Source organism: Cupriavidus sp. SS-3 (assembly GCF_035818815.1).
Lineage (GTDB): Bacteria > Pseudomonadota > Gammaproteobacteria > Burkholderiales > Burkholderiaceae > Cupriavidus > Cupriavidus taiwanensis_C.
This window is the reverse complement of the sequence record NZ_JAYLVT010000001.1, coordinates 101882-127611: the sequence shown is the minus strand read 5'-3', so window position 1 is coordinate 127611 and position 25730 is coordinate 101882. Positions and strand designations below refer to the sequence as shown.

Annotated in this window: 26 protein-coding genes; 14 read left to right on the top strand and 12 right to left on the bottom strand. The window is 70.8% G+C overall.

Annotated elements, in window-relative coordinates; all coding sequences use genetic code 11:
- Window positions 1–17: 17 nt before the first annotated feature.
- From gmd to U9J39_RS00540, 4 genes are all read right to left on the bottom strand, one after another.
- Window positions 18–1229: a GDP-mannose 4,6-dehydratase gene (gene gmd, locus U9J39_RS00555; RefSeq protein WP_326346279.1), complete on the bottom strand. Its 1212-nt coding sequence runs from the start codon at window positions 1227–1229 to the stop codon at window positions 18–20.
- 107 nt (window positions 1230–1336) lie between these two features.
- Window positions 1337–2290 (bottom strand): glycosyltransferase family 2 protein, encoded by a 954-nt coding sequence (locus tag U9J39_RS00550; protein ID WP_326346278.1) that lies wholly within the window; start codon window positions 2288–2290, stop codon window positions 1337–1339.
- An 84-nt stretch (window positions 2291–2374) separates the two neighbouring features.
- Window positions 2375–3355, bottom strand: coding sequence for a helix-turn-helix transcriptional regulator (locus U9J39_RS00545; protein ID WP_116313717.1), 981 nt, complete (start codon window positions 3353–3355; stop codon window positions 2375–2377).
- Window positions 3356–4078: 723 nt separating this feature from the next.
- Window positions 4079–4396, bottom strand: a complete 318-nt coding sequence (locus U9J39_RS00540; RefSeq protein ID WP_092314860.1) for a YXWGXW repeat-containing protein — start codon at window positions 4394–4396, stop codon at window positions 4079–4081.
- A 555-nt stretch (window positions 4397–4951) separates the two neighbouring features.
- On the opposite strand from U9J39_RS00540, the gene U9J39_RS00535 reads away from it, so the two are divergent.
- Window positions 4952–5089, top strand: coding sequence for a hypothetical protein (locus U9J39_RS00535; RefSeq protein WP_172581802.1), 138 nt, complete (start codon window positions 4952–4954; stop codon window positions 5087–5089).
- A 70-nt stretch (window positions 5090–5159) separates the two neighbouring features.
- On the opposite strand, the gene U9J39_RS00530 is transcribed toward U9J39_RS00535, so the two are convergent.
- Together U9J39_RS00530 and U9J39_RS00525 are read right to left on the bottom strand one after the other, a co-directional pair.
- Window positions 5160–6428 (bottom strand): cyanate transporter, encoded by a 1269-nt coding sequence (locus U9J39_RS00530; RefSeq protein WP_116313715.1) that lies wholly within the window; start codon window positions 6426–6428, stop codon window positions 5160–5162.
- The gene (locus tag U9J39_RS00525; RefSeq protein WP_116313714.1) at window positions 6421–6879 is read right to left on the bottom strand and encodes a nucleoside deaminase; all 459 of its coding nucleotides are present in this window, start codon (window positions 6877–6879) and stop codon (window positions 6421–6423) included. The genes U9J39_RS00530 and U9J39_RS00525 overlap by 8 nt, the downstream gene beginning before the upstream one ends.
- A gap of 176 nt (window positions 6880–7055) precedes the next feature.
- Here U9J39_RS00525 and U9J39_RS00520 point away from each other — a divergent pair, with 176 nt between their 5' ends.
- The gene (locus U9J39_RS00520; RefSeq protein ID WP_326346277.1) at window positions 7056–7955 is read left to right on the top strand and encodes a LysR family transcriptional regulator; all 900 of its coding nucleotides are present in this window, start codon (window positions 7056–7058) and stop codon (window positions 7953–7955) included.
- Here the strand turns inward: U9J39_RS00520 and U9J39_RS00515 are convergent.
- Window positions 7934–8122: a hypothetical protein gene (locus tag U9J39_RS00515; protein WP_115711815.1), complete on the bottom strand. Its 189-nt coding sequence runs from the start codon at window positions 8120–8122 to the stop codon at window positions 7934–7936. The two genes, U9J39_RS00520 and U9J39_RS00515, sit on opposite strands and share 22 nt — an antisense overlap.
- Window positions 8123–8395: 273 nt before the next feature.
- Between U9J39_RS00515 and U9J39_RS00510 the strand changes: the two genes are divergently transcribed.
- Window positions 8396–9088, top strand: coding sequence for a phosphoribosyltransferase (locus U9J39_RS00510; RefSeq protein WP_115711817.1), 693 nt, complete (start codon window positions 8396–8398; stop codon window positions 9086–9088).
- Between the two features lie 17 nt (window positions 9089–9105).
- Here the strand turns inward: U9J39_RS00510 and U9J39_RS00505 are convergent, their stop codons facing one another.
- From U9J39_RS00505 to U9J39_RS00490, 4 genes are all read right to left on the bottom strand, one after another.
- Complete coding sequence (locus U9J39_RS00505) at window positions 9106–9627, bottom strand: LeuD/DmdB family oxidoreductase small subunit (RefSeq protein WP_115711819.1); 522 nt, start codon at window positions 9625–9627, stop codon at window positions 9106–9108.
- A 50-nt stretch (window positions 9628–9677) separates the two neighbouring features.
- A complete protein-coding gene (locus tag U9J39_RS00500) occupies window positions 9678–10964 on the bottom strand; it encodes a 3-isopropylmalate dehydratase large subunit (RefSeq protein ID WP_116313711.1) in 1287 nt (428 codons plus the stop codon).
- Window positions 10961–12010, bottom strand: a complete 1050-nt coding sequence (locus U9J39_RS00495) for a tripartite tricarboxylate transporter substrate binding protein (RefSeq protein ID WP_116313710.1) — start codon at window positions 12008–12010, stop codon at window positions 10961–10963. The genes U9J39_RS00500 and U9J39_RS00495 overlap by 4 nt, the downstream gene beginning before the upstream one ends.
- Before the next feature lie 134 nt (window positions 12011–12144).
- Window positions 12145–12930, bottom strand: coding sequence for a GntR family transcriptional regulator (locus U9J39_RS00490; RefSeq protein WP_018006055.1), 786 nt, complete (start codon window positions 12928–12930; stop codon window positions 12145–12147).
- A gap of 696 nt (window positions 12931–13626) precedes the next feature.
- On the opposite strand from U9J39_RS00490, the gene U9J39_RS00485 reads away from it, so the two are divergent.
- The 8 genes from U9J39_RS00485 (at window position 13627) to U9J39_RS00450 (ending at window position 21895) form a co-directional block, all read left to right on the top strand.
- Entirely contained in the window at window positions 13627–15198 is a 1572-nt protein-coding gene (locus U9J39_RS00485) for a hypothetical protein (protein ID WP_326346276.1), read from the top strand.
- Window positions 15199–15378: 180 nt separating this feature from the next.
- Window positions 15379–15813: a hypothetical protein gene (locus U9J39_RS00480; RefSeq protein ID WP_115711826.1), complete on the top strand. Its 435-nt coding sequence runs from the start codon at window positions 15379–15381 to the stop codon at window positions 15811–15813.
- On the top strand, window positions 15813–16511 hold the full coding sequence (locus tag U9J39_RS00475) for a C39 family peptidase (protein ID WP_115682106.1): 699 nt from the start codon (window positions 15813–15815) through the stop codon (window positions 16509–16511). Before U9J39_RS00480 ends, U9J39_RS00475 begins: the two co-directional genes overlap by 1 nt.
- Window positions 16512–16521: 10 nt before the next feature.
- Complete coding sequence (locus U9J39_RS00470) at window positions 16522–17451, top strand: flagellin (protein WP_116313706.1); 930 nt, start codon at window positions 16522–16524, stop codon at window positions 17449–17451.
- Between the two features lie 74 nt (window positions 17452–17525).
- Window positions 17526–18956, top strand: a complete 1431-nt coding sequence (locus U9J39_RS00465) for an acetate kinase (protein ID WP_116313705.1) — start codon at window positions 17526–17528, stop codon at window positions 18954–18956.
- Between the two features lie 203 nt (window positions 18957–19159).
- The gene (locus U9J39_RS00460; RefSeq protein ID WP_115682109.1) at window positions 19160–19672 is read left to right on the top strand and encodes a DUF1269 domain-containing protein; all 513 of its coding nucleotides are present in this window, start codon (window positions 19160–19162) and stop codon (window positions 19670–19672) included.
- Window positions 19673–19919: 247 nt separating this feature from the next.
- Window positions 19920–21056, top strand: a complete 1137-nt coding sequence (locus tag U9J39_RS00455; protein WP_115711831.1) for an ABC transporter substrate-binding protein — start codon at window positions 19920–19922, stop codon at window positions 21054–21056.
- Window positions 21057–21103: 47 nt separating this feature from the next.
- Complete coding sequence (locus U9J39_RS00450; protein WP_326346275.1) at window positions 21104–21895, top strand: SDR family oxidoreductase; 792 nt, start codon at window positions 21104–21106, stop codon at window positions 21893–21895.
- 63 nt (window positions 21896–21958) lie between these two features.
- Here U9J39_RS00450 and U9J39_RS00445 read toward each other — a convergent pair whose 3' ends face one another.
- Window positions 21959–22864, bottom strand: coding sequence for a LysR family transcriptional regulator (locus U9J39_RS00445; RefSeq protein WP_115682112.1), 906 nt, complete (start codon window positions 22862–22864; stop codon window positions 21959–21961).
- A 113-nt stretch (window positions 22865–22977) separates the two neighbouring features.
- Between U9J39_RS00445 and U9J39_RS00440 the strand changes: the two genes are divergently transcribed.
- Genes U9J39_RS00440 through U9J39_RS00430 form a run of 3 tightly spaced genes read left to right on the top strand, consistent with a single transcriptional unit; the run spans window position 22978 to window position 25711 of the window.
- Window positions 22978–24339, top strand: coding sequence for an acyclic terpene utilization AtuA family protein (locus tag U9J39_RS00440; protein ID WP_116313703.1), 1362 nt, complete (start codon window positions 22978–22980; stop codon window positions 24337–24339).
- Between the two features lie 10 nt (window positions 24340–24349).
- Window positions 24350–24703: an AtuA-related protein gene (locus U9J39_RS00435; RefSeq protein ID WP_326346274.1), complete on the top strand. Its 354-nt coding sequence runs from the start codon at window positions 24350–24352 to the stop codon at window positions 24701–24703.
- Between the two features lie 42 nt (window positions 24704–24745).
- On the top strand, window positions 24746–25711 hold the full coding sequence (locus tag U9J39_RS00430; RefSeq protein ID WP_115711840.1) for a Bug family tripartite tricarboxylate transporter substrate binding protein: 966 nt from the start codon (window positions 24746–24748) through the stop codon (window positions 25709–25711).
- Window positions 25712–25730 lie beyond the last annotated feature (19 nt).

The following is a 25730-nucleotide window of genomic DNA, read 5'->3' as shown; positions in this document are numbered from 1 at the left end:
GGTGGCCGTGCACGCGGCTACTCAAGATGGTTGAAGGCCTGGAAACCGGCCAGCCTGACCAGCGCGTCGCGGCGAGCCGCGGCGTAATCTGCCTCGATCATTTCCCGGACCAGTTCGGCAAAGCCGATGCGCGGGGTCCAGCCCAGGCGCTCGCGCGCCCGGCTGGCATCGCCCAGCAGCGTTTCCACCTCGGTTGGGCGGAAGTAGCGCGGATCGACCCGCACCACGACCTCGCCTGGCTTGCACGCCGGCGCGATCGCGCCGCCGGGCGCGGGCGGATCGACATGCTCGACGATGCCGACCTCGTCGACGCCGCTGCCATGGAAGGTGATGGTGATGCCCAGCTCGCGCGCCGCGCGCTGCACGAACTCGCGCACGCTGTGCTGTTCGCCGCTGGCGATGACGAAGTCCTCGGCCGCGGGCTGCTGCAGCATCAGCCACTGCATCTCGACGTAGTCGCGCGCATGGCCCCAGTCGCGCAGCGCCGACAGGTTGCCCAGGTACAGCGTTTCCTGCAGGCCGAGTGCGATGCGCGCGATCGCGCGCGTGATCTTGCGGGTGACGAAGGTCTCGCCGCGCACCGGGCTTTCATGGTTGAACAGGATGCCGTTGCAGGCGTACATGCCATAGGCCTCGCGGTAGTTCACCGTGATCCAGTAGGCATAGAGCTTGGCCGCGGCATACGGGCTGCGCGGATAGAACGGCGTGGTTTCCTTCTGCGGGATCTCCTGCACCAGCCCGTAGAGTTCGGAGGTGGAGGCCTGGTAGAAGCGCGTGAGCTTTTCCATGCCCAGTATGCGGATCGCCTCGAGCAGGCGCAGCGTGCCGATGGCGTCGGTGTTGGCGGTGTATTCGGGCTCTTCGAACGAGACCTGCACGTGGCTCTGCGCGGCGAGGTTGTAGATCTCGTCCGGCTGCGCCTGCTGCACCACGCGCACCAGGCTGGCGGTGTCGGTCATGTCGCCGTGGTGCAGGATCAGCCGGCGTTCCTGCGCCTGCGGGTCCTGGTACAGGTGGTCGATGCGCTCGGTGTTGAACAGCGAGCTGCGCCGCTTGATGCCGTGCACTTCATAGCCCTTGGCCAGCAGCAGTTCGCACAGGTACGACCCGTCCTGCCCGGTGATGCCGGTGATCAGCGCGCGCCGGATGCCGTTGCGCCCGCGCGGTGCGGCCCGCTCCGGCCCGGTGGCGGTGATATGACCGAGTGTGTCCAGCTCGTTTGCGCCCATGGCTCTGATCCGTTAGCAAGTGGGGCGACTGTAGCGCCGCGCTGCGGCGCCGCACCGTCTGCTACCCCACACAACGGCGGCCGGCCGTGTGGGCGCGCCGCCACGGATCAGGTGCGCGGCATCGGTGTCGTGACCTCGCTGCGGGCGCGTTCCGCGGCGTCGTCATGGCCAGGCGCAAGCCGCAAGTGCTGCCACAGCAGGCGCGTGGTGGCCCAGAACGGTGCCACGCCGCGCCAGCCGCTGCGGTGCAGGTGCTGGCCCAGGTTGTGCGGCAGCGCCAGCATCAGGAACAGCGCGGCCTTGTCGTGGCGGTGCTGGCTGCGCCCGTAGCGATGCAGCATGGTGACCATGCGCGCGGCATCGGCGCTCGGGCTGCCGGCGCATCGCGGCGGCCGCTGGCCCTCCAGCTGGTTGATCGCGCTCGGAATCAGCTCGATGCGGCAGCCGCAGCCGTAGACCGCGCGTCCGGTCAGGTCGGCGACGTCGTAGTCGGCATCGAGGCACTCGTCGAACGGCAGCCGCTCCAGCAGCGCGCGCGGGAACACCGTGCTGGACAGCACCACCGCGCACAGCGGCCGCGCCCGCGCGGCGCGGCGCGGCGGCTGGCGCAACGGTTGCCCGAGGAAATCCTCGCGCTGCGGCCGCAGGCATTGGCCCGCGCACATCGCCGTGCCGGTCAGCACCAGCGCGTCGGCGTTGCCGCCCGCGGCGACCCGGTAGATGAAGTCGTCGGCGAGGCGCTCGCCCATCTGCTGCAGGAAGGTCGGCCCCAGCGTGACGTGGTCGTCGAGAAACAGCACGTGCGTGCCGGTGGCCGCGCGCAGCAGGCGGTTGCGGCTGGCGGCGGCGCCGCGCCGGGGACCGTCCAGGCAGGGTATGTCGGGGTGGGCATCGCGCATCAGCGCGCGCGTGGCGTCGTGGCTGCTGTCGTCGCAGACGATCAGCTGGTGCGGCGGCATGGTCGAGGCCGCGATCGACTGCAAGGTACGGCGCAGGCCGTCCGGATGGTCGCGCGTGCTGACGCACACGGAAAAGCTGGGCAAGAACGTGCTGGCTTGCATGATGACCCCTCCCGTCCGGCAAGCGCCGGGTTGGCGCCGGCCCGTCTGTGCGGGCGCGGCGCGCGGCAAACCTTCAGGCCGGCATCAGACCGCCGGCCGGACCGCCTGGCACGGCGGTTCGTTGCGCCTTGGCGCCACCCCGGCGCCATTGGTTTCGCGCGTGATGCGTTCGTCGCCGCTGACCCATTCCAGCGTGGCCCCGCGCTGCAGGGCGGCGTAGACCGCTTCGCCCTTGTTGCGCACCTTGAGCCGCTGGTACAGCGTGCAGGCGTGGCTCTTCACCGTCGCTACCGAGATGTTGAGCATGCGGCTGACGGTCTTGATCGGATAGCCGCGCGCCAGCAGCACCAGCACCTCGTACTGGCGCGGCGTGATCTTCAGCATCTCAGCTTCGTCGTAGCCGGGTTCTTCCTCGGTCAGCGGCATGGCAGCGGGTGTGGGCGAGACCACCGCCGGGGCCGGTGCGGACAGCGGCTGGCCGGGCCTCAGCTCGGTCAGGTCGCGCAGCGCCACGGCGGTACGCAGGGCGGCGCGCGGGGTGCTGGCGCAGGACGCCAGCGGCAACTGCTCCCCCGGCGGTTGGGCCGGATGCGCGGCGCTGAGCGGCAGCGGCGCAGCCGAGGCGAGTGACTGCGTGGCCGGCATCGCCGAGCGCGATGCCGAGGGCAGGGTGCCGGTCTCGGCAGTGAAGAGCAGCCCCTGTACGCCCGACACGGCCATGCGGATGGCGGCCTCGATCACCGCCAGCGAAGCCGACTTGGGCAGGCAGCCGCAGATGCCGCGCGCGCTGTCGGCGGTCGGCACATGCAAGGGCAGGGTGTCGGCCAGGATCAGGATGCGTTGCGGCGCGAGCGTCTGCCGGGCCTGGTCCAGCAGCACCCAGCCGGGCGCGGGGTCGGCGGGCATGCCGAACACGAGCAGGTCCGCGTTTTGGTGCCGGGCGTCCAGCCTGGCCATATCCGCCGGTGCAATGGCCGCCACCTGCGCGGATTCCTGGATGTTCTCGAGCATCTGCAACAGCCCGAGCCGGAGCAGCGGGTGCTCCTCGATCAGCAACGCATTCATGGACTTCACTCCCCGTTTTTACCCGGGAGGGACTGCGGGGCACTTTGCGTATGGAAGACGTGACAGGACCGCCGTCACCCAATGGCTGGTGACTGGTGGCTGGCTCTGTGGCTGACCCCCATGCTTCCATGCCGGGCGGTTCCGTTGTTGTGGCTGGAACTTGCCCATGGCTGGAAGGATGACCCCGAATCCGACCCCGGGTGCTTGTTACTCCTAAATCAGTTGGAATTCATCTTATGGGCTGGGGGAGGGGAATGCAAGCGAGGGGGTCCGAGTTGGAATGAGGGAGGGAATGAAAGGACCTTCATAATCCTTTCAAATATTGCGCATTTACCCCTCCCAGGTTCCGGAAACGCCGCGCTGGCGCCGTTCCCGGTGGTTTCATCGGTGTGACATTCAGAATTAAATTGGTTGCAAATCTGAAACAGATTCTATTATCTCTTGCCGGATATGACGGTTTTATAACCCTAATGAGGGGTGTCCGGAATACACCATCAGTGGTGCTGCTCCAATTATGAAACGCGCCCCGGAAATGTTGGTTGTGAAATCAATTCGGCAGATTTGCCGGCACTTCGCGCACATGGTCTAGTGCTTCTGGATGAGGCGTGGCTACCACCATGGATGAGCGCGGCGGCGCCGGCGCCACCGGCCGCGACGGGCTTGCCACCACCCATCGGTGGGGAGCAAGGCCTCAAGGCGGAATGATGGCGCCGGCCGTCCGGCTCAGCGTACCCAGCGGCCCGGGCGCATGACCCAGCCGTGCGGGCCGCGGACCCAGCGCTCGGGCACATAGCGGTAGCCCACGCGCTGCGGCTGCCAGTAGCCGCCGCGCCAGGCATAACGCCCGCCGCGGGCTTCCCAGTGGCCCGGCACCCAGACCTGGCCGCGGCGCGCGGCCGGGTGCGGCTCGTAGCGCGGCGGCGGCGGCGGATGGCCGTAGCCGCGGGCGACCGGCGCCTGGTGGGCTTCGGCGGGGGCGGTCAGGCCGAAGGCGCCGCCCGTGGCAAGGACGGCTGCAGCAAGCAGGAGTTGGCGTTTCATGGGAGGGCTCCTTTGGGCGGTGGCGGAATCAGTAGTGATGATGGTGGTGGCGCGGCGGCGGGCCGCCGCGCGGGGGCACCACGATGCAGGCGGAAAGCAGTGCGGCGGTGGTGGACAGCAGCACCACCAGCGTGAGGGCTCGTTTCATCTTGGCTCCTGGCGGGATCGCGTTGGACACGGTGTCAATGTAGCGGCCGGCTGCCGTGCTGCGCGCTTGCACTTGTAAGCCTGTCTCACATGGGGCCACGGCACGAGCCAGCGCCCGCCGCGTCCGCCTGCCCCTCCGGAATCCGTTGACAGGCAAGGCTTGGCGGGCAATACGGCGGACCCGTCGGTCGGCCCGCGGACACCCTGGCGAAGGTAATGGGACGTTACATGGGAAATAAATCTCGCAAGGCGGGGCTGGCTGCGTGCGCTTGCCATGGTGTCCGGCCGGGCCGGACGGCCACGCAGAAACGGGTACGCGTGGCAACGCGGCGCGTCGGCATGAGGCGCCGCCCGGACGCGATGGGCTATACCAGTGAGAAGTGGCCACGTATGCGGGAAGGAGGCGCCATGCCGGTCATGCTTATCGTGCTCGCCCTGCAATGGCTGCAGGGCCTGTCGCCGCCCGCCGCGGCATTGTTCGCCCTGCCGCAGGAGCCAATGCCGGCGGATGCCACGGCCGTGGTGGAGGCCGCGCCGGCCCGCTGACGCGGGAGCTCGCGCCGGCTGACGGCCAGACTGGTATCAGCCGCGCGCCGTCAGCGCGGCCGGGCTGGTCTCATCCAGCCTGCCGCGCGCAGCCGGCGGAGGCCGGCAACGCAAAGGAGGCGCCGTAGCGTGCCGGGTCCAGCCGCATGGTCAGCACGCCCACCACAGCCGCGCACGCCAGGTGGTACCACCAGCCCGCGGCGAAGCTGCCGGTGCGGGCCTGCAGCATGGCGGTGATCCACGGCGCCAGCGACGCCAGCAGGAAGCCGCCGCCCTGCATCACCGCGCTCAGCGCTCCTGCACTGTCGGCGTCGGGCAGGTGGTCCAGCGCCACCACCAGGTACAGCGCAAAGCAGCCGCCCAGGCCGGCGCCGCCGATCACGGCCCAGGCGTGCGGTGCGAGGTCCGGCCACAGCGCCAGCCCGGCGAAGCCGGCAACCTGCAGCGCCAGCGCCAGCGCCATCCACGCGCGCCGGTCCAGGCGGCGCGCCGCCAGTGCCGGCAGCAGCAGCGCCGCGGCGGCCTGCGCCACCGCCATCAGCGCCACCAGAGAGCCGCTGGCCGGCGCGCTCCAGCCGTGGCTCTGGTAGAACGGCGCCAGCCATGCCACCAGCGAGGCATAGCCGCCGTTCATCACGCCGAAGCTGATCATCAGCAGCCAGGTGCGCGGGCGCCGCAGCAGCGCGCGGGTCCTGCCGGCGGCCACGGGCGAGCGGCCAGACGGCGCGGCCGGCAGCGATGCCTGCTGGCGCGCCGGGCCGTGCGGCAGTGCCACCCACGCCAGAGCCAGCGCCGCCAGCGCGGGCACGGCCCACAGCGCCAGCGCCTCGCGCCAGCTGCCGGCCAGCTCGGTCACATAGGGCGAAAGCTGCGCGCCGAGCGCGCCGCCGCCCATCAGCGCGGCCGAATACAGTCCCATCACCGGCGCCACGCGCGCCGGGAACTCCTGCTTGACCAGCCCCGGGCACGCCGCCTGCACCACCGCCACGCCCAGCCCGCACAGCGCCGCCGAGGCGATCAGCCAGGTCCCGCCGGCCACGCCCAGCCGCACGGCGCAGCCGGCACCCAGCAGCGCCAGCGCGCCCAGCACCGCGGTGCGCGCGCCCAGCCGGGCGCGGATGGCAGGGCCGAAGAACGCCCCCACCCCCATCAGCAGCATCGGCAGCAGCGTCAGCCACGCCATGCCCTGGTAGCTCAGGCCGGTGCCGCCGCGGATGGCGGGCGCCAGCGGCCCGACCGCGGTCAGGAACGGCCGCAGGTTCAGTCCGATGCCGGCCACGGCCGCCAGCACCAGCCAGCGCGGCGGCTGGGGCCGCACCGGGCGCGCGCCTTCAGCCACGGCGCGGGCGCATGCCGTAGAGCTGCGCGGCGGAGAGGTCGACCGGCACCCGCGTGAGCGGCAGCGGTGGCGGGTCGAGCGGCAGGCGCAGCGCCTGGTAGGCGGCCTCGCTCGACATGCCGTAGGGCGCGGCATCCTGGTTGTCGAAGGCGTAGTAGACCGCCTGCACCCCGGCCATGGTCATCGCCGCCAGGCACATCGGGCACGGATGGCCGCTGGCATAGACCACGCTGCCGCGCAGGTCGGGGCGGCCCAGCTTGCGCGCGGCGGCGCGCACCGCCTCCATCTCGGCATGGGTGGTCGGGTCGTGGCTGTGGACGATGTCGTTGACGCCGGTGGCGACGGCTTCGCCGTCGAGCACCAGCACGGCGCCGAACGGGCGCGCGCCGCGGTCACGGTTGGCCGCCGCGAGGCGCACCGCCTCGCGCATGAATTCCTGGTGAGTGGTCATGGTTGGCAGAAAAGTGGGTACATGCTCGCGTGCAACGCGGCATGGTGCATGGAGTCGGCGCGATGGCGCCCGGACGCAGGCCGGGGCATCGTGCCGAAACTCTACGCCGGCGCTTGGTAATTGGGAAATTAAATGATGAAATCGTCGGCAGTGGAAAAGCCAATGGATACGCCGCCATGCAGGACCCCCGCCTCGACCCCGTGCTGCTGCAGAGCTTTGTCGCCGTCGCCGAAAGCGGCAGCTTCACCCGTGCCGCGCAGCGCGTGCACCTGACCCAGTCGACCGTCAGCCAGCAGGTGCGCCGGCTGGAGGAGCAGCTGGGCTGCGTGCTGCTGGATCGCGGCGGGCGCTATGTCACGACCACGCCGGAAGGCGAGCGCCTGCTGGGGTATGCGCGCCGGCTGCAGCAGCTGATGGCCGAGGCCGTGGGGCAGCTGCGCCAGAGCGCCGGCCAGGGCGAGATCCGGCTGGGCGTGCCCGAGGACTTTGCCGCGCGGCCGCTGACGCCGGTGCTGGCCGGGTTTGCCGACGACTGGCCGGGCATGCGGCTGGAGGTGACCAGCGGCATGAGCCACGAGCTGTGGCAGCGCTTCCAGGACCGCGAGCTGGACCTGGTGCTGGTCAAGCAGCGCACCGGCCAGGTACAGGGGCTGGCCAGCTGGCCCGAGCCGCTGTGCTGGATCGACAGCCGCAGCCGGCCGGCGGTGGCGCGCGACCCGGTGCCGCTGGTGGCGTTCCCGGTGGGCGGCCTGTATCGCGGCGAGATGACGCACGCGCTCGACGCCGGCGGCCGGCGCTGGCGCGTGGCCTTTGTCAGCGCCAGCCTGGCCAGCATCCTGGCGGCGGTGGCCGATGGCCTGGGTGTGACGCTGCTGCCGCGGCGGCTGGCCACGGCGCACCACACCGTGCTGGAGCACGGCTGGCCCGCCGCGGTGCCGGATGTGGAACTGAGCCTGCACGCGCAGCCGGACCTGCCGGCCGCGGCGCGCGACATGGCGGCGCGGCTGGCCGCGTTGTGCGAGACCGTGATGGCGGCCGGCGCGCCGCCCGGGCTTCAGCCGAAGAATTCGTTGTAGTAGCGGGTGCAGGTGCCGGCCGGGCGGAAGGTGTAGGGCAGCTCGGCCATTGCCGCGGCTTCGAGCGAACCGAACGGAATGTCGGGAGCGGAGAGGGGGGAGACGTCTGCCGTGGCGTCGGCTTGGGAATGCGCCGTAGCGGCGCGGGCGGGGGAGGGCGTGGTCATGTCAGGGCTCATGCGATGGGCCGGGGCGGGCACGGCGGCCTGTCCGGCAATGTCGGTCTGGCGTTGTCAGCGCCAGCAGCCATCGTAATGCTGCACTGCGGCGAAGTCAGCCACCCCAGCCTCAACACACTGTTGCACGAGCGCGCCTAATGGCGCCGGAGCGCGCTGGCTCGCCTTGGAAGTGGCCCGCGGGCCGCCGCCGCCGCCAGCGCCAGGGTCTATATTTGGCGGAGGGACGCCTGCGCTGGCCGTCCTGCTCCGATGGAAACCGCCATGTCCCTGCCGCCCTGCTTTGCCGACCGCCGCGAGGCGGGCCAATACCTCGGCCGCCACCTGGCCGGACTGGGCCTTGGCGCCGCGCAGCTGGGCCAGCCGCCGCTGGTGCTGGCGTTGCCGCGCGGCGGCGTGCCGGTGGCGTTCGAGGTGGCGCGCGCGCTGGACGGGCAGCTGGACGTGCTGCTGGTGCGCAAGATCGGCGCGCTGGGCTACCCGGAACTGGCGCTGGGCGCGGTGGTGGAGGGCGATGCCGGCGGTGGCGGACCGCACACGGTGGTCAATGACGATCCCTGGGCCCGCCGCGCGGTCGACAGCGGCAGCTTCGATGCCGAGCGCGGCCGCCAGCTCGACGAGATCGCCCGGCGCCAGCAGCGCTACCGCGGCGGCAAGCCGGTGCCGGCCCGCGCCGGACGCGTGGTGATCGTGGTCGATGACGGCGTGGCCACCGGCGCCACCATGCGCGCCGCGCTCGAAGGCGTGCGCATGGCCGGCGCGGCGCGCGTGATCGCGGCCACCCCGGTGGGCTCGCAGGACGGGCTGGCCAGCCTGGCCGCGGCCGCCGACGAGGTGATCTGCCTGAACACGCCGCCCAGCTTCGGCGCGGTCGGCGCGTTCTACCTCGATTTCAGCCAGACCAGCGACGAAGAGGCGCTGGCGCTGCTGCGCGCCGCCTCCACGCCTGCGGCCTGAGCCGCTGCACCGCGGATTCAGCCTCGGGCGCCGCGTTCGCGCGCCAGGCGCGCCTTCAGGTGCGGCACCAGCCCGCCCGCGGCCAGGATGGCGCGCAGGAACGCCGGGATCGGCTCGCACGCCGCCACGCTGCCGTCGTCCAGCCGCAACTGCGCGCTATCCAGGTCCAGCACCGCGTGCGCGCCGTCGGCCAGCCGGCTGGTGTCGGCGCAGACCAGCACCGGCAGGCCCAGGTTGATGGCGTTGCGATAGAACAGCCCGCCGAACGATTGCGCCACCACCGCCCCCACGCCCAGTTCGCGCAGCGCCTGCGGCGCCTGCTCGCGCGAGGAGCCGATGCCGAAGTTGGCGCCCGCCACCAGCACGTCGCCGGGGCGCACGCTGCCGGGAAATTCGGGGCGCACCGCGGCCAGGCAATGCCGGGCCAGCACTGGCAGCGGCGCTTTCATCAGCACGGCGGGGGCCATGGCATCGGTGTCGATGTTGTCGCCGAAGCGCCAGAGGCGGCCGGCAGGGGCGGGGGCGAAGGCAGAGGTCATGCGGGAAGTCTGTCCCGCCGGCGGCGGGCACGAGGTCAGGGGCCGCGGCGTTACTCCAGCAGCGTGCGCGGATCGGTGATGCAGCCGGTGACGGCGCTGGCGGCCACCGTCATCGGCGAGCCCAGCCACACCGCGCTGCCGGCGTCGCCCATGCGGCCCGAGAAATTGCGCGCGGTCGAGGCAATCGCGCGGCTGCCGGCCGGGAAGCGCGCCGCGCCATAGCCGGCGCAGGCGCCGCAGGCATTGGGCAGCAGCATCGCGCCGGCATCGGCGAGGATGGCGAGCGTGCCTTCCTGCTCGGCCTGCAGCTGGTCGCGGCGCGAGGCCGGCGCCACCTGCAGCGTCACGCCGGCGGCAACGCGGCGTCCGCGCAGCACGCGCGCGGCCATGCGCAGGTCTTCCAGCTTGGCGCCGGTGCAGGCGCCCAGGTAGGCGATTTGCACCGGCTCGCCGGCGGCCCGGTCGACCGGCGCGCTGTTGGCGGGCGAGTGCGGCGCGGCCACCTGCGGTACCAATGCGGCGGCGTCGAAGCGGTGCGTGGCCAGCACCGGCGCACCGGCATCGCTGCGCCAGTGGTCCAGGTCGATCGCGGCCAGCGTCTGCGCCGGCACGCCGGCCTGCGCCAGCCATTCCAGCGTGACCGCATCGGGCGCGACCAGTCCGGTCTGCGCGCCGAGCTCGGTGCTCATGTTGGTGAGCGTCATGCGCTCCTGCATCGGCAGCGCGGTGACGGCGCTGCCGGTGTATTCGAGCGCCTGGTAGCGCCCGCCGCCCATGCCCAGCGTGGCGCACAGGAACAGCATCATGTCCTTGGCGCACACCCCGGGCGCGAGCTGCCCGTCCCATTGCAGCCGGATGGTGTCCGGCACCCGCAGCCAGATCTCGCCGGTGGCGAGCACGCCGGCCATCTCGGTCGCGCCCACGCCGAACATGTAGGCGCCGAAGGCGCCGCCGGTGGGGCTGTGGCTGTCGCCGCCGACGATCAGGCGGCCCGGCAGCACATGGCCGCGCTCGGGCAGCACCACATGGCAGATGCCCTCGGCGTCGATGAAGTGCGCGCCGGCCTGGCGCGTCCAGTCGCGCGTGAAGCGCAGGATCGATTCGGATTCGGCGTCGCCGCCCGGCACGAAATGGTCGGTCACCACCACATAGCGCGACGGGTCCCACACCCCGGTGCCAAGCTCCTGCAGCAGCGGCGCCACGCGGCGCGGGCCGCTGGAGTCGTGCGACATCGCCAGGTCGACCTGGCAGATCACCACGGAGCCGGGCTCGGCATGCGCCAGCCCGGCGGCACGGGCCACCAGCTTCTGCGCGAGCGTGGCGGGGAGGGCGCTCATTCCGGCGACGCTCCCGAATACTTGACCACGCCCGCCCAGCGCTTGACGTCCTGCTTGACGAACGCGGCGAAGGCCTCGGGCGGCGTGCCCATCGGCTGCGCGCCGTCGTTCTCCAGGCGCTTGCGCACCGCGGGGGACTCCAGCCCCTTGCGCGCGGCCTGGTACAGCGCCTGCGTGGTCTCGTGCGGCATGCCGGCCGGGCCGAACAGCCCGAACCACGCGCTCGACTCGAAGCCCTTGACGGTATTGCCGATCGGCGCCGCGCCCGGGAACTGCGGCAGCGGCGCGGGACTGGTCACGCCCAGCACCTTGAGCTTGCCCGCGCGCACGTGCGGCAGCACGTTGATGGTGCTGGCGAACATCAGGTCGCACTGGCCCGCCAGCACGTCGGTCAGCGCCGGCGAGGTGCCCTTGTACGGAATGTTGACGATGTAGGTGCCGGTCATCATCTTGAACATGTCGCCGGCCATGTGCAGCGACGAGCCGACCGAGCCGATGGCGAAGTTCAGCTTGCCAGGCTCCGAGCGCGCCAGGCGGATCAATTCGGGCACGTTGTTGGCCGCCAGGCGAGGCGTGGCCACCAGTACGCTGGGCACGGTGGCGACCAGCGTGATCGGCGTGAAGTCCTGCACCGGGTCGAACGGCAGCTTCTTGTACAGCGTGGCGTTGATGGTATGGCTGGTGAAGCTCATCAGCAGCGTGCTGCCGTCCGGCGCGCTCTTGGCGACCAGGTCGGCGGCGATATTGCCGCCGGCGCCGGGGCGGTTCTCGACCACCACCGGCTGGCCCAGCTCCTGCGACATCTCCTGGGCGATGGTGCGCGCCAGCGTGTCGGTGGTGCCGCCGGCCGGCGCGCCCACCAGGATCCGGATCGGCTTGCCGCCGGCAAGCTGCGCCTGGGACTGGCCTTGGGCCTGCGCGGCCGCCGACAGCGGCAAGGCCAGCGCGCACGCGGCCAGCGAGCCGAGCGTGGCAAGGCGCCGCATCGTGGCGCGGCGCGGAATCGAAGGCAGGCGGGTCAGGCTGGACGGACGGAATTCAGGCATGGCGGCGGTCCTCGCTCGATGTGATCAGGGATGCGCAGTATGGCGCGGAACGGGGTCCGGCGCACCCCCGCCAACGCAAGCCCGGGGCAACTCCCGTGGCGTCAATCGCGGGTCAATCGCGAGTCAATCGCGAGTCAATCGCGCAAGCCCGGGCGGGTTTCGCTCTCGACCCAGACGTTGGCGCTGTCGACGCCGGCCGGCGACAGTTCCATCCGGTACTCGTAGCGGTCCGGGCGATACTGGCCCAGCAGCAATTGCACCGGACGCCCGGACTGGTCCTTGACCACGCGCCGCACCGCCAGCAGCGCGCCGCCGACCGGCACGTCCAGCAGCGGCGCGACCACCACGTCGGCCAGCCGCGCCGACAGTACCTGGCTGGCACGGCCGAGCTTGATGCCGCCCGCTTCCAGCAAGCGCAGCACCGGGGTCTCTTCCAGCGCCTGGCGCGTGATCGGCCGCCCCAGCGCCGCCGGCAGGTAGACCGTGATGTGGGACAGCGGACGGTTGCGGTAGTGGCGCACGCGCACGATCTTCACCACCGGGTCGCCGGGCTCGATCTGCAGCGAGTCGGCAACATCGGGCGTGGCATGGACTTCATCGATCGAGATCACCTTGACCGAGGTCTTCTGGCCCATGTCGATGATGTTGTCGAGCAGGCTGGTGCCGCGCTCCTCGCCGGCCGCCGCGGCCGGGCGCACCGGATGCGGGTTGACGAAGGTGCCGAGGCCGCGATGGCGGCGCACCAGCCCTTCCTGCACCAGCCGGTCGAACACGCGCCGCATGGTCACGCGCGACGCGTGGAACTGCTTGGCGAGGTCAATCTCCCCGGGCAAGGGACCCTGGCCGAAGCGGCCTTCGACGATCTGCTGGCGCAGCACCACGTAAATCTGGTGATACAGGGGAACGACGGCTTCACTCATGGTTTCCCTTGTGGAGAGATGACAAGTCTGTAATGCCTCTAATGTACTTTAAATCAGACATAGGGCCTAGCGAGGATAAACGCTGAGGCGTTTCCGCGACAAGGGCCGGGTGCGGGTGCGACGCTGCGCCAAGGCGCAGCCGGGCATTGTGCCGGATTCGCTCCGTTGCGCGGACAGCGTGCCGGCCGGCCGGTGATGCCGCCGCGATGGCCGCGGCGCGGACTTGCCCATGCCGCCAGCGTCGCGTCAAGCCGGCAATGTGGCGCGGCCCACATGGGCGGCGGCGGCGGCACCCCCGGCCGCATGTTTCACCGCCGATACGCGGCCGGAGCATCAGGGCAAATCCCGAGCGGGCGCTGCAAGTCTTTGAAAACCAAGGCTTTCCTGGCGAGCCGCAAGGGGCCTCAAGAAGCCGATGGGACCCCTCTGTCACAGCAATGTGACATGTCCCCGGCCGCACATCGGCGCGGGCCCATGTTGATCCGGCAAAACATCGGCCAGAACCGTGCCGCGACGCCAGGTGGCCCTTGTAATACAAGGACTTGCCGCTCCAGGTGACGAAGCTGGCACCGATTATGCGCAGGGCAGGCTGGTTTGGCAGCTAGCCTGACCGGAACCTCCGGCCGTGCGCTCATCGATGAGTTGCCGGCCAGGAGCAGAGCCGCTGTGAATGTGAAATCCTCCTGGGAGCATCGTATGAACAAGACAATGCTGGCGTCGGCGATTGCCCTCGCCTTTGCTGGTTCGGCGTGGGGTAACCCGACCAATACCAACACGGATGGCTGGAACCATCAGACCGCCACCGCCAATTCAACCCAAAGCGGCGCCGGGTCCCTGGCCAATGAGAACTCGACGTCCAACCAGGACAACTCCGATCACAGCACCAGCACCCGCACCAGCACCCGCACCACCACGGTCGACGTAGCGGTGGACAAGTCGACCAATGACTCCAACAACCGCACCAACTCCAACAACAAGAGCAAGACCAACTCCGACAACCGCACCCGCCTGACGCTGGACCAGGGCGGGCTGGGCAATGCCGCCGCCAACGCGGGCAACGCCTCGTCGAGCATCGCCAATTCCTTCAACACCAGCAAGGCGATCGCGGTCAGCAAGCTCAGTGGGCAGGTCACCGGCAATACGGTCGCCAACATCGGCAATGTGGCCAAGAACTTCGGTAACGCCAACGGCGGCACCGGCTTCGGCGGCAAGGGCGGCACCGGCGGCAACGGCGGTACCGGTGCAGGCGGCGTGGGCGGCAACGGTGCTGCCGGCGCGGTCGGTGCGGTGGGCGCCAAGGCCTATGCCTATAACGGCGGGGCTCGCGCCGGCGATGCCACCACGGGCAGGGCCGTGGGCGGCGACGGTGGCGATGGTGGCGCCGCGATCGGCTGGGGCGGCGATGGTGGCAGCGCCTATGGCAAGGGCGGTAGCGCGCTCAGCGCCGCGGGCAGCAAGGGCGGCAGCGGCGGTGATGCCTACGGCAAGGGCGGCGGTGCTCTGAGCGCCTCGCTTGGCGCGGGCGGCCGTGGCGGCAGCGCCGGCGCGATCGGCGGCGGCGGCCTGGGTGCCAGCGGTGCCCTGGGTGGCCTGGCCGGTTCGGCCGGCGGCGCGGGCGGCAGCGGCGGCGATGCCAACGGCCGCGGCGCGGACGCCGGCGGTGCGGGTGGCGCTGGTGGCGGGTCCGGTGCGACCGGTACCAACACGGCGGGCGCGGGCACGGGCACGGGCGGCGGCGCGGGTGCCACCGGCGGTGCGGGCGGCTCCGGCAGCTCCGGCTCGGTCGCGACCGGCGGCGCCGGCAGCGGCACCGGCGGTGCGGGCGGCTCGAGCGGCGCGGGCGCGACCGCGACGGCTGGCAACGGCACGGCGACCGGCGGTGCCGGCGGCGCGCAGAGCAGCACCGGCGGTGCCGGCGGCGCGGGCGCGGCAGCTACCTCGGGGGCGGCCACGGCGATGGCGTCGAACGGCAGCGCCACCGCTGGTGACGGCGGCGACGGCGGCAACGGCGGCAACGGCGGCAGCGGCGGGGCGGCCACCGGCGGTACCGGCGGCATGGGTGGCGTGGGCAACGGCGGCGCTGGCGGTACCGGCGGTGCTGGTGGCTACAACCTGGTCGACGCAGGCACCTTCAACATGTCCAACACCATGACCAGCGTTGGTCAGACGGCGGCGGGCATCATGATGGCCAGCCAGAACAGCGGCGTGGCTTCGCTGGTGCAGCAAAGCGTGAACGTGCAGGCCAACCTCAACGTGGGCGGCAGGTAAGACGCGCAACGCGGCCGGACCCCGGGCTTGCCCCGGGGCCGGCCGGCGGTTTCGCAGTCATGCCGGCAGGACCGGCGCCCGCATCCTGTGTGCGGGCGCCCGGGCCCTGTCATGCCTACGCAAGCCAAGTTGCCATGCAGCCGAGTGGAGAGAGTCGGCGCATCGGCAGGGGGGAACACCATGCAACCGGTCCGCTTCGCCGTCGGCACCTTTGCCGCGGCATTACTCGCCTGGCCAGCATTGCCGGCCCATGCGGAGCCGCCAGGGCTGGAGGCCGCCATGGCCGCGGCGCGCGCTGACGCTGCCGCGCCCACCGCGGCGGCGGCAGCCGACGCCGCACCGGCACCTGCGCCGGCCGCGCTGTTCGCCGGCGCGGCCAAGGCCGTGCCCGTGTCGCGGCTGGATGATGTCCGCGGCGGTGCGGAGGTCACCGTCAACGATATGCGCCTGCACGGCACCGTGGCCGACAACGCCGCGGTCAATACCTTGTCCGGCACGAACCACATCACGGAAGGCGCGTTCTCGAATGCGGCCGGGATTCCCACCGCGATCCAGAACTCGGGATCGAACGTGCTGATTCAGAACGCCACCATCGTCAACGTCCAGTTCAAATGATGAAGCCGTTGCGAATCCTGCTGGCATGTGTCCCCTGGCTGCTGGCCGGGGCGCACGTGCCCGGCGCGCAGGCCGCCGACGTCGCGCTGTACGGTCCGGTGGGCGAGCCCTACAGCGTCAGGGTCACCAGCATCCGCGAGGCGCGCTTCAAGTCCACCATCCGCCAGCAGTATGACTTCAGCTGCGGCTCGGCCGCGGTGGCCACGCTGCTGACGTACCAGTACGGCCATCCGATCAACGAGGCCACGGTGTTCCAGAACATGTACCTCAACGGCGACCAGCAGAAGATCCGCGCCGAGGGGTTCTCGCTGCTGGACATGAAGCGCTTCCTGGCCGCACTGGGCTATGAGGCGGATGGCTTCGAGGTGCCGCTGTCCAAGCTGGAAGAAACGCAGGTGCCGGCGATCGTGCTGATCGTCGAGAACGGCTACCACCATTTCGTGGTGGTCAAGGGCGTGAAGGGCGACCGCGTGCTGGTCGGCGATCCGGCGCGCGGCACGCGCGCCATGTCGCGCGAGCAGTTCGAGCGCATCTGGGACAGCCAGCTGCTGTTCGTGATCCACAACCGCACCGACCGCGCGCGCTTCAATGTCGCCGCGGACTGGCGCGTCGCGCCCAGCGGTCCTTACTGGATGGGCGTCAACCGGGACAACCTGTTCTTCACGGTCATGCCCCGCCATGGCACCGGAGATTTTTGAGGAACGCATCATGTTGCAGACTTCCTTGCCGCCCCCGGCCGTGCCACGCAGCGCCGCCTCGGCGGCCGCGGCGATGGTGCTGGGCGCCGGCCTGGCGTACGCCGGCACGGCACAGGCCGGCATGCCGCCGCAGCCCGGGGCAGCCGATGCCGCGGCGCCTCCGGCGCAGGCCGCCATGCCCGCGCGCGAGCGCGGCGACTCCCACCCTGTGGCTGCCGCGCGCGGCAGCATGGCCGGCTGGAAACCGGTGGCACATGAAAAGCTCGACGACATGCGCGGCGGCTTCGAGATGCCGGGGCTGCAGGTTTCGTTCGGTATCGAACGCGCGGTGTATATCAACGGCGACCTGGTGGTCGCTACCAGCATTAACATCCCGGACATCAGCCGCATCACTGCCGACCAGGCCGCGCGGCTTGCCGCGACGCTGGGGCCAGCCATTGTGGCCAGCACCAATGCCGCGGTGGCCAACGCGCTGGCAGGCAATCCGGTCACGGCCGACGCTGCCGCGGCGATGAATGCCAATGGCGCCGGCGCGGCGGCATCGGCTGCGGGTGGTGCTGGGGCGGGAAGCACGGCTTCGGCAGCGGCCAACGGCGGCGCCGCAGCCAGCGCTGGTGCGGCGGGAGGCGGCACGGCCGCAGCAGGTGCGGCAGGCGCGACCGGTGCGTCGGGCCCGCCGACCACAGTCGTAAGTACCGCCACGGGCCAGGTCGTCACCAACGGGCTGCTGAACGTGATCCAGAACGGCCCGGGCAATGCCGCATCGGTGGGGGCACTGGCGGGAACGCCGGTGACCGTGATCCAGAACACGCTGAACAACCAGAGCATCCGGAGCCTGATGACAATCGACGCAAGCGTCAATACGCTGCAGGCCTTCCGGTCGCAACTGGCCAACACGGCGCTGAACAATGCGCTGCTGCGGGCCGCAAGCATGAGATAGCCGTTAGCGAGGTAGCGGCAGTACAGGTCGCGGGCTCCTGCAGAACAGCCTGCCGTCCGGGGGAGGAAGACGCGATGAAGAAGCGCTCGATGCAGGGCATCCGCAATGCGGGATGCTCGACGTTGCTGTTGCTCGGCGGACTGGCGCAAGCCCAGACGCCGCCGGAGGCGGGGCCACCCGCGGCCGGACTGGAATCACTGCAGAGGGAACTCGCCGAGCAGGCCAGCCAGCTCGATGCCATGAAGCGCGCGCTGGCCGAGCAGGAGGCAGTGATCCGCGAACTGCGCAGCGTGATCGGCACCGAGGTGCTGGCCGCCAAGCGCGGCGGCCAGCGCTCCGGGCCCGGCGTGATGCCGGCCGACAACGCCACCAATGCCGCCACCGCGGCAGCGGCCGCCAGTGCCACGCAGGGCGCGCCGGGTCTGGCCAACAGTCCACAACAGGTTATGGCCCAGGGACCGCAGCCCGGGGCACAGCAAGGCGAGTCCGCCAGCCCGCAGACGGTGGCGGTGGAAGAGCCCGTGGGGCGGCCGCCCGAAAGCGACCGGCGCCCGCCCGAGGTGGCACCGCTGATCGACCAGCCCGGGGTGCTCACCGCCGAGGGCAAGCTCGTGGTGGAGCCGGGCTTCCAGTACGGCTACTCATCGAACAACCGCGTCGCGCTGGTCGGCTACTCGATCATTCCGGCCATCCTGATCGGGCTGATCGATGTGCGCGAGGTCAAGACCTCGACCTATATCGAATCGATCGCGCTGCGCTACGGCGTCACCAAGCGGTTCGAGATCGAGGCCAAGGTCCCGTACGTGCAGACCTCGGGCTCGACCATCAGCCGCGAGGTGTTCACCGGCACTGCCGTCGACAACGTGTTCAATTCCAGCGGCAAGGGCCTGGGCGATGTCGAGGCGACGCTGCGCTACCAGCTCAACTACGGCAACGAGCGCATCCCGTACTTTGTCGGCTGGCTGCGCTACAAGTCCGCCACCGGCAAGGACCCGTTCGAAGTGGTGACCGATTGCGTGACGCGCTGCGTCGGCAATACCACCGGCACCGGCCTGCCGCTGGGGCTGCCCACCGGCACCGGCTTCCAGGCGATCCAGCCCGGCATCACCTGGCTGCTGCCGACCGATCCGGCGGTGTTCTTCGGCACCTTCAGCTACCTGCACAACTTTGCGCGCAACAACGTGAGCCGCACCGTGCTGAACGGCGAGAAAGAGAACCTGGGCAAGATCGCGCCGGGCGACATCTTCGAGTTCAGCTTCGGCATGGGGCTGTCGCTCAACGAGAAGGCGTCGTTCAGTATCGGCTATGACCAGGCCATCATCTGGCCGACCAAGCAGAACGGCATGACCGTGCCCGGCTCGGTGCGCGTGACCCAGGGCACCTTGCTGGTGGGATATTCGTACCGCTTCAACAACCGCTATACGCTCAACCTGTCGGTGGGCGCGGGGCTGACGCGCGACACGCCCGACCTGCAGGTCAATGTGCGCCTGCCGATCACTTTCTGAACGCCATGATGCAGACGTGACGCGTGCCCCGCCCGGGCAGGACACGCGTGCGCGTCACATGCGCCGGCACCGTGCGCCAGCGCCGAAACGCGCCTTGCGCTGGCCCCATGAACGGCGTACAAAGAAATAACCCCGCGCCGCCAGCGGTACTTTCCGACCAGCCTCAACCTCACCGGTGGCGCGGCCTGTACAAGGAGAGAGACATGCGCAAACGCATCTTCTGGTTGTTGCCCGACCTGGCGAGTGCCCGACGCACCATGGATGACCTGCTGCTGGCCCGCGTCGAGAACCGCCACATCCACTTCGTGGCGCGCGACGGTGCCGACATGACCGGCCTGCATGAAGCCAACCTGTTCCAGACTTCCGACATCGTCCATGCGGCCGAGATGGGCCTGATGGTCGGCGGCGGTGTGGGCGTGGTGGCCGGCGTGGTGGTGGCGATGTTCCCCATCGTCAGCGACACCCCGCAGTGGGGGCTGGTCGGCGTGCTGGCGGTGCTGGGCGCGGTGTTCGGGGCCTGGGCCGCAAGCATGATCGGCAGTTCCGCCCCCAACAGCCGGCTGCGCGCGTTCGAGAAAGACATCGAGGCGGGCAAGATCCTGCTGATGCTGGACGTGCCGCGCAGCCGCGTGGAAGAAATCGAAACCCTGCTGCGCAACGCGCATCCGGAAGCCAGCTTCGCCGGCGTCGATCCGGCCGTGCCGGCGTTCCCCTGATCCGGCGCCTGCCGCCGGCTGGCGCCACCTGGCGCCGCATGTCTCTTCGCGCGCGCCCGCGCGGGCGCGCTCCGGCGCGCACCGGAACCGTCCCCCGGCTCCGGTGTGATGCCGCTGCAACACCCCCTGTTTTCCCGGTTTGCCCCCGTCGGACGCATGCGGTACCTTGCGTGACGGCGTCCGGGCCCTGTCCGCGGCGTCGCCACAGAATAACGAAAGCAGCCGTCCAGGCAGAGGGGTCGAGACAATGAAGGCGAAATGGATCGCGTGCGGCGTGCTGGCCGTCACGCTGGGGTGGGCCGCGCAAACGGCCCAGGCGGAACCGGGCGTGACCCGCAGCACCATCCGCATCGGCCAGTCGGCGGGCATCACCGGGCCGGTGGCGGGCTCGGTCAAGGAGCAGATCGCCGGCGCACAGGTGTACCTGCGCACAGTCAATGCCAACGGCGGCGTCGCCGGGCGGCGCATCGAACTGGTCACCTACGATGACGGCTTCGATGCCAAGCGCACGCCCGACAACGTGCGCAAGCTCCTCGACGAAGACAAGGTGTTCGCGCTGTTCATGGTGCGCGGCACGCCGCAGAACGAAAGCATCCTGCCCATCATCGCCGCGCAGAAAGTGCCGCTGATTGCGCCGCTGACCGGCGCCATCACGCTGCACCGGCCGGTGAACCGCTACGTCTTCAACGTGCGCGCCAAGTACCAGGACGAAGTGGCGCGCGCGATCAATCACCTGGCGACCTCGGGCATGAGCCGTATCGGCATCTTCTACGCCAACGACGGCTTCGGCCGGGACGTGCTGGAAGGCTACAGCACCGCGCTGCAGGCGCGCGGCGTGCAGCCCGCGGCGACGGTCAACTTCGCCCGGCCCATGGGCGACATCAGCCAGGGCGTGGCGGCCATGCACAAGGCCAACCCGCAGGCGGTGCTGGTGATCGGCTCGGGCTCGGAGGCGGCGCGCGTCATCCGCGAGTTGCGCCGCGCCGGCAGCGAGGCGCAGTTCGTGACGCTGTCCAACAACGCTGCCGATGCCTTCATACGCGAACTCGGCGACGACGCGCGCGGCCTGATCATCACGCAGGTGGTGCCGGGCACCAACTCCAGCCAGATGACGCTGGCGAGCGAATACCGCAGCCTGGCGAAGCAGCAGGGCGTGGAGCTGTCCAACGCCGGCATGGAGGGCTTCATGTCGGCCAAGGTGCTGGTCGAAGGCCTGCGCCGCGCCGGCCCCGACCTGACCCGCGAGCGGCTGGTCGCGGCGCTGGAGGGCATGCGCGACTATGACCTCGGTGGCATCCTGATCAGCTACAGCGCCGCGCGCCACACCGGCTCGTCGTTCGTGGAGATGTCGATCGTGTCGTCCACCGGCAAGCTGATCCGCTAGCGCGCGGGGACGGGCCGGCCGCCGGCCGCTGCGGTATAGTCGCCCGCATGGCTACTCCTATCCCCTCCCCGGATTCCCGTATCCCGTTCGCGCTGCATGGCCGCGTGGCGCTGGTGACCGGCGGCGCGCAGGGCCTGGGCCTGGCGATTGCCGCCGGGCTGGCCGATGCCGGTGCCCATGTGCTGGTGGTGGCCCGCAATGCGCCGCGCGTGCACGAGGCCGTCGCCACGCTGGCGGCGCGCGGCGGCAGCGCCGAGGCGCTGGTGCTCGACATCACCGACGAGGCCGCCGTGGCGGCGGCCTTCGACCGCATCGATGCCGAGCATGGCCGGCTCGATATCCTGGTGAACAACGCCGGCGCGCGCAACCGCAGCAATATGGCGCAGCTCGATGCCGGCGACCTGCGCGCCATGCTCGAGACCAACCTGGTGGCGCCCTACGCGCTGTGCCGCCTGGCCGCGCAGCGCATGCGCCAGGGCGGCTACGGGCGCATCGTCAATGTCAGCTCGATCGCGGGCCAGGTGGCGCGCGCCGGCGACGTGCTCTATCCCGCCACCAAGGGCGGCCTGGACGCGCTCACGCGCGCCATGGCCGCCGACCTGGGCCGCCACGGCGTCACCGTCAATGCGATCGCCCCCGGCTACTTCGCCACCGAGCCGAACCAGCCCATGGTCGAGGACGCGGGCGTGGCCGAGTGGCTGCGCCAGCGCACCGCGCTGGGCCGCTGGGGCCAGCCGCAGGAAGTGGCGGGCGCGGTGGTGTTCCTGGCCTCGCCGGCGGCGTCCTATGTCACCGGCCAGGTGCTGGCGGTCGACGGCGGCTATCTCGGGCACTTCTGAGGCGCCGCACGGCGTCTTCTGCCCAAAGCGTACCCAATTCTGCGTACCGGTGCGCGTCGCGATTCAGCGCCGCGCGGGTGCCTTGCCGCCGCGGTAGAACGCCTGCAGGGACTCGATCATCGCGGCGGCGGCGGCCGAATCGCCGCGGTCCTTGAGCCGCACCAGGCAGATATCGCGCACCAGCGACGGCAGTTGCAACGGCCGGATCGCCAGCCCTTCGCGCCGGAACTGGAACAGCGCCAGCGACGGCACCGCGCTGATGCCCAGGCCCGCCTGCACCAGCGCCGCCACCGTCGCCAGGTGCTCCACCTCCATCACGCTGGCCAGCCGCAACGGATGCAGCGCGGCGTCCAGGTGCTGGCGCACGCTGGTGGTGCGCGACAGCTGGATGAACGGCAGCCCCGCCAGCATCTCCGGCGTGATGCGCCGCTTGCGCGCCAGCGCATGGTCCGCCGGGCACACCAGGTGGAAGGTGTCGCGCACCAGCGGCTCGACGCGCAGGTCGTCGTCCTGCGCCGGCGCGGGCGCCAGCGCAAAGTCGGCGCGGCCCTGCCGCACCAGCTCGATGCAGCCATCGGCCAGCTGGTCGAACAGTTCCAGCACGATGCCCGGATAGCGCGCGCGAAACTGCGCCAGCAGCGGCGGCAGGTCACCCCCGGCGAGCGAGGGCAGCGCCGCGATCGAGACCCGCCCCTTGCGCCGCTCCGCGTGCGCGCGCAGGTCTTCGAACGCGGTCTCGAAGTCGGCCAGCAGCCGGCGCGCGGTCTGCTCGAAGCGCACGCCGTCCGTGCTCAGTTCCACATGCCGCGTGGTGCGTTCGAACAGCCGGCTGCCGGCCTGCTCTTCCAGCGTCTGCACCAGCGCGCTGAAGGCCGACTGCGACAGGTGGCAGGCGCGCGCCGCGCGCGTGAAATTGCGGTAGGTGGCCAGCGCGACGAAGGCGCGCAGATGTTTCACCGACAGGTTCATGGCGCCAGCGGATTTAACCAGGAAGTCGATAGATTAATCCAAATAATCCGTTTTTTGGCTGGGCCCACGCACCCTAGAATGAGATCGACCTCCACCCCCTGCCTCCCCCAACCATGACTGCTCCTTTGCTGATCGGCTCCGGCGCCGGCTTCTCCGGCGACCGTACCGACGCCGCGCTGCCGGTGGTGCGCACGCTGATCGCCGCGGCGCAGCCGGCCGCGCTGATCTTCGAGACCCTGGCCGAGCGCACGCTGGCGCTGGCGCAGCTGGCGCGGCGCAACGATCCCGCGCAGGGCTACGAGCCGCTGCTCGACGCGCTGCTGGCGCCGGTGCTGGGCCTGTGCCTGCAGCACCGCATTGCCATCGTCGGCAATTTCGGCGCCGCCAATCCGCGCGCCGCGGCGCGGCGCGTGCTGCAACTCGCCAGCGAACTGGGCCTGGCCGCGCCGCGCGTGGCGGTGGTCGAGGGCGACGACCTGTCCGACGAGGCCGGGCGCGCGCGCCTGCACGGCATCCTCGGCGACGCCTTCGACGCCGAACGCTTCGTCTGCGCCAACGCCTATATCGGCGCGCAAGGCATTGCCGACGCCCTCGCCGCCGGGGCCGACGTGGTGGTGTGCGGGCGCGTGGCCGACCCGGCGCTGGCACTGGGGCCGGCGATGGCGCACTTCGGCTGGGCCTGGGACGACTGGGACCGGCTTGCCGCAGCCACCATGGCCGGGCACCTGCTCGAATGCGGGGCGCAGGTCACCGGCGGCTACTTTGCCGATCCGGGCCGCAAGGAGGTGCCGGACGTGCACGCGCTGGGCTTCCCGATCGCGCAGCTCGACGCCGACGGCGGCATCGAGATCTTCAAGGCCGCCGACACCGGCGGCTGCGTCGACCTGCGCACGGTCAAGGAACAGCTGCTGTACGAGGTCCACGACCCGTGCGCCTACCTGACGCCGGACGTGGTGGCCGACATCGGCGCCGTCACCGTGGCGCAGCTCGGCCCGGACCGCGTGGCCGTGCGCAATGTGCGCGGCCACCCGCGCCCCGCGCAGCTCAAGGCCAATGTGTTCAGCCACGGCGGCTGGCTGGCCGAGGGCGAGATCTCCTACGCCGGCCCCAACGCCGCGGCGCGCGCGCGGCTGGCCGCCGACATCCTGCGCCGGCGGATGCGCATGCTGGGCCACGACGCGCCGATCCGCTTCGACCTGATCGGCGTGCTCAGCGTGCTCGCCGACGATGCCGGCGCCATGCTGGCACAGCCCCAGCCGCACGAGGCGCAGGCGCAGGACGTGCGCCTGCGCGCCGCGCTCGCGCATGACGACCTGGCCGTGGCGCAGGCGCTGCAGCGCGAGGTCAACGCGCTCTATACCTGCGGCCCCGCCGGCGGCGGCGGCGTGCGCACGGCGCAGCGCGCGCGCCTGAACGCGGTGTCGTGCCTGGTGCCGCGCGCCGCGGTCACGCCCACCCATACCTTCATCGACTGAGGAGCCTGCCATGACCGCCACCGCCGCGCTCTACCAGTTCGCCCATGGCCGCACCGGCGACAAGGGCGACCGTTCCAACATCAGCGTGATCGCCTATGACGCGCGCGACTTCGACCACCTGGTCGCGCACGTGACCGAAGACGCGGTGCGCGATCTGTTTCGCGAGCGCCGGCCCGCGGCGGTCACGCGCTACCTGGTGCCGTCGCTGCGCGCGATGAACTTCGTGCTCGACGGCGTGCTCGATGGCGGCGTCAACGATGCGCTCAACCTCGACACCCACGGCAAGGCGCTGTCGTTCCGCCTGCTGCAGCTCGAGATCCCGGTGCCGCCGCGGCTCGTGCCGGGGGTTTCGGACCACCCTTGAACCCTTGCCTTCACCGATAACGATTTCAACAGGAGACCTCACATGCATCCGCTCTTCAAGCCACTGGCCGTTGCCGCGCTCGCGCTGATCCTGCCCGCGGGCCAGGCCTGGGCCGAGTTTCCCGACAAGCCGATCCGCTTCGTGGTGCCGTTTGCCGCCGGCAGCGCCACCGACCAGCTCGCGCGCGCCATCGGCCAGGCCATCACGGTGGACAGCAAGGTCACCGTGGTGGTCGACAACAAGCCCGGCGCCAACGGCTTTATCGCCGCGTCCGACGTGGCCAAGGCGGCGCCGGATGGCTACACCGTGCTGATCAGCACCAACACCACGCATGCGGCCAACGAGCACCTGTTCAAGAAGCTGCCCTACGACCCGGTCAAGGACTACGCGCCCATCACGGCGCTGGGACGCGGCGGCCAGATCATGGTGGTCAACCCGCAGGTGCCGGCCAAGACCGTGGGCGAGTTCATCGCGCTGGCGCGGCAGCAGCCGGGCAAGCTCAGCTTCGGCAGCGGCAGTTCGTCGTCGCGCATTGCCGGCGAGCTGTTCCAGCAGATGGCGCAGGTGCAGCTGCTGCACGTGCCGTACAAGAGCAACCCGCTGGCCATCACCGACCTGCTCGGCAACCAGATCCAGATGATGATCACCGACACCGCCACCGGCCTGCCGCAGGTCAAGAGCGGCAAGCTGCGCGCGCTGGGCGTGTCGGGCAAGGCCCGCTCGCCGCTGGCGCCGGAGGTGCCGACCATCGATGAAGCCGGCGTCAAGGGCTACGAGATGAGCTACTGGTTCGCCGCCTATGCGCCCGCTGGGACGCCGCAGCCGGTGGTGGCCAAACTCAACGCAATGATGGTGAAGGCCGCGCGCAGCGAGAGCGCCGCCGGCTTCTACAAGTCGACCGGTACGGAAGTCTTCACCAGCACGCCCGCGGAACTGGCGAAGTTCCAGTCGCAGGAGTCCGGCAAGTGGGGCCGCATCATCAAGGCGGCGAATATCCAGCCAGAGTAAAAAGCGGGCGGCGCAAGCT

Excerpts from the sequence above, each read along its gene's own strand:
- gmd (WP_326346279.1), bottom strand. The coding sequence starts at position 1,229 with ATGGGCGCAAACGAGCTGGACACACTCGGTCATATCACCGCCACCGGG.
- U9J39_RS00550 (WP_326346278.1), bottom strand. The coding sequence starts at position 2,290 with ATGCAAGCCAGCACGTTCTTGCCCAGCTTTTCCGTGTGCGTCAGCACG.
- U9J39_RS00545 (WP_116313717.1), bottom strand. The coding sequence starts at position 3,355 with ATGAATGCGTTGCTGATCGAGGAGCACCCGCTGCTCCGGCTCGGGCTG.
- U9J39_RS00540 (WP_092314860.1), bottom strand. The coding sequence starts at position 4,396 with ATGAAACGCCAACTCCTGCTTGCTGCAGCCGTCCTTGCCACGGGCGGC.
- U9J39_RS00535 (WP_172581802.1), top strand. The coding sequence starts at position 4,952 with ATGCCGGTCATGCTTATCGTGCTCGCCCTGCAATGGCTGCAGGGCCTG.
- U9J39_RS00525 (WP_116313714.1), bottom strand. The coding sequence starts at position 6,879 with ATGACCACTCACCAGGAATTCATGCGCGAGGCGGTGCGCCTCGCGGCG.
- U9J39_RS00520 (WP_326346277.1), top strand. The coding sequence starts at position 7,056 with ATGCAGGACCCCCGCCTCGACCCCGTGCTGCTGCAGAGCTTTGTCGCC.
- U9J39_RS00515 (WP_115711815.1), bottom strand. The coding sequence starts at position 8,122 with ATGACCACGCCCTCCCCCGCCCGCGCCGCTACGGCGCATTCCCAAGCC.
- U9J39_RS00510 (WP_115711817.1), top strand. The coding sequence starts at position 8,396 with ATGTCCCTGCCGCCCTGCTTTGCCGACCGCCGCGAGGCGGGCCAATAC.
- U9J39_RS00505 (WP_115711819.1), bottom strand. The coding sequence starts at position 9,627 with ATGACCTCTGCCTTCGCCCCCGCCCCTGCCGGCCGCCTCTGGCGCTTC.
- U9J39_RS00500 (WP_116313711.1), bottom strand. The coding sequence starts at position 10,964 with ATGAGCGCCCTCCCCGCCACGCTCGCGCAGAAGCTGGTGGCCCGTGCC.
- U9J39_RS00495 (WP_116313710.1), bottom strand. The coding sequence starts at position 12,010 with ATGCCTGAATTCCGTCCGTCCAGCCTGACCCGCCTGCCTTCGATTCCG.
- U9J39_RS00490 (WP_018006055.1), bottom strand. The coding sequence starts at position 12,930 with ATGAGTGAAGCCGTCGTTCCCCTGTATCACCAGATTTACGTGGTGCTG.
- U9J39_RS00485 (WP_326346276.1), top strand. The coding sequence starts at position 13,627 with ATGAACAAGACAATGCTGGCGTCGGCGATTGCCCTCGCCTTTGCTGGT.
- U9J39_RS00480 (WP_115711826.1), top strand. The coding sequence starts at position 15,379 with ATGCAACCGGTCCGCTTCGCCGTCGGCACCTTTGCCGCGGCATTACTC.
- U9J39_RS00475 (WP_115682106.1), top strand. The coding sequence starts at position 15,813 with ATGAAGCCGTTGCGAATCCTGCTGGCATGTGTCCCCTGGCTGCTGGCC.
- U9J39_RS00470 (WP_116313706.1), top strand. The coding sequence starts at position 16,522 with ATGTTGCAGACTTCCTTGCCGCCCCCGGCCGTGCCACGCAGCGCCGCC.
- U9J39_RS00465 (WP_116313705.1), top strand. The coding sequence starts at position 17,526 with ATGAAGAAGCGCTCGATGCAGGGCATCCGCAATGCGGGATGCTCGACG.
- U9J39_RS00460 (WP_115682109.1), top strand. The coding sequence starts at position 19,160 with ATGCGCAAACGCATCTTCTGGTTGTTGCCCGACCTGGCGAGTGCCCGA.
- U9J39_RS00455 (WP_115711831.1), top strand. The coding sequence starts at position 19,920 with ATGAAGGCGAAATGGATCGCGTGCGGCGTGCTGGCCGTCACGCTGGGG.
- U9J39_RS00450 (WP_326346275.1), top strand. The coding sequence starts at position 21,104 with ATGGCTACTCCTATCCCCTCCCCGGATTCCCGTATCCCGTTCGCGCTG.
- U9J39_RS00445 (WP_115682112.1), bottom strand. The coding sequence starts at position 22,864 with ATGAACCTGTCGGTGAAACATCTGCGCGCCTTCGTCGCGCTGGCCACC.
- U9J39_RS00440 (WP_116313703.1), top strand. The coding sequence starts at position 22,978 with ATGACTGCTCCTTTGCTGATCGGCTCCGGCGCCGGCTTCTCCGGCGAC.
- U9J39_RS00435 (WP_326346274.1), top strand. The coding sequence starts at position 24,350 with ATGACCGCCACCGCCGCGCTCTACCAGTTCGCCCATGGCCGCACCGGC.
- U9J39_RS00430 (WP_115711840.1), top strand. The coding sequence starts at position 24,746 with ATGCATCCGCTCTTCAAGCCACTGGCCGTTGCCGCGCTCGCGCTGATC.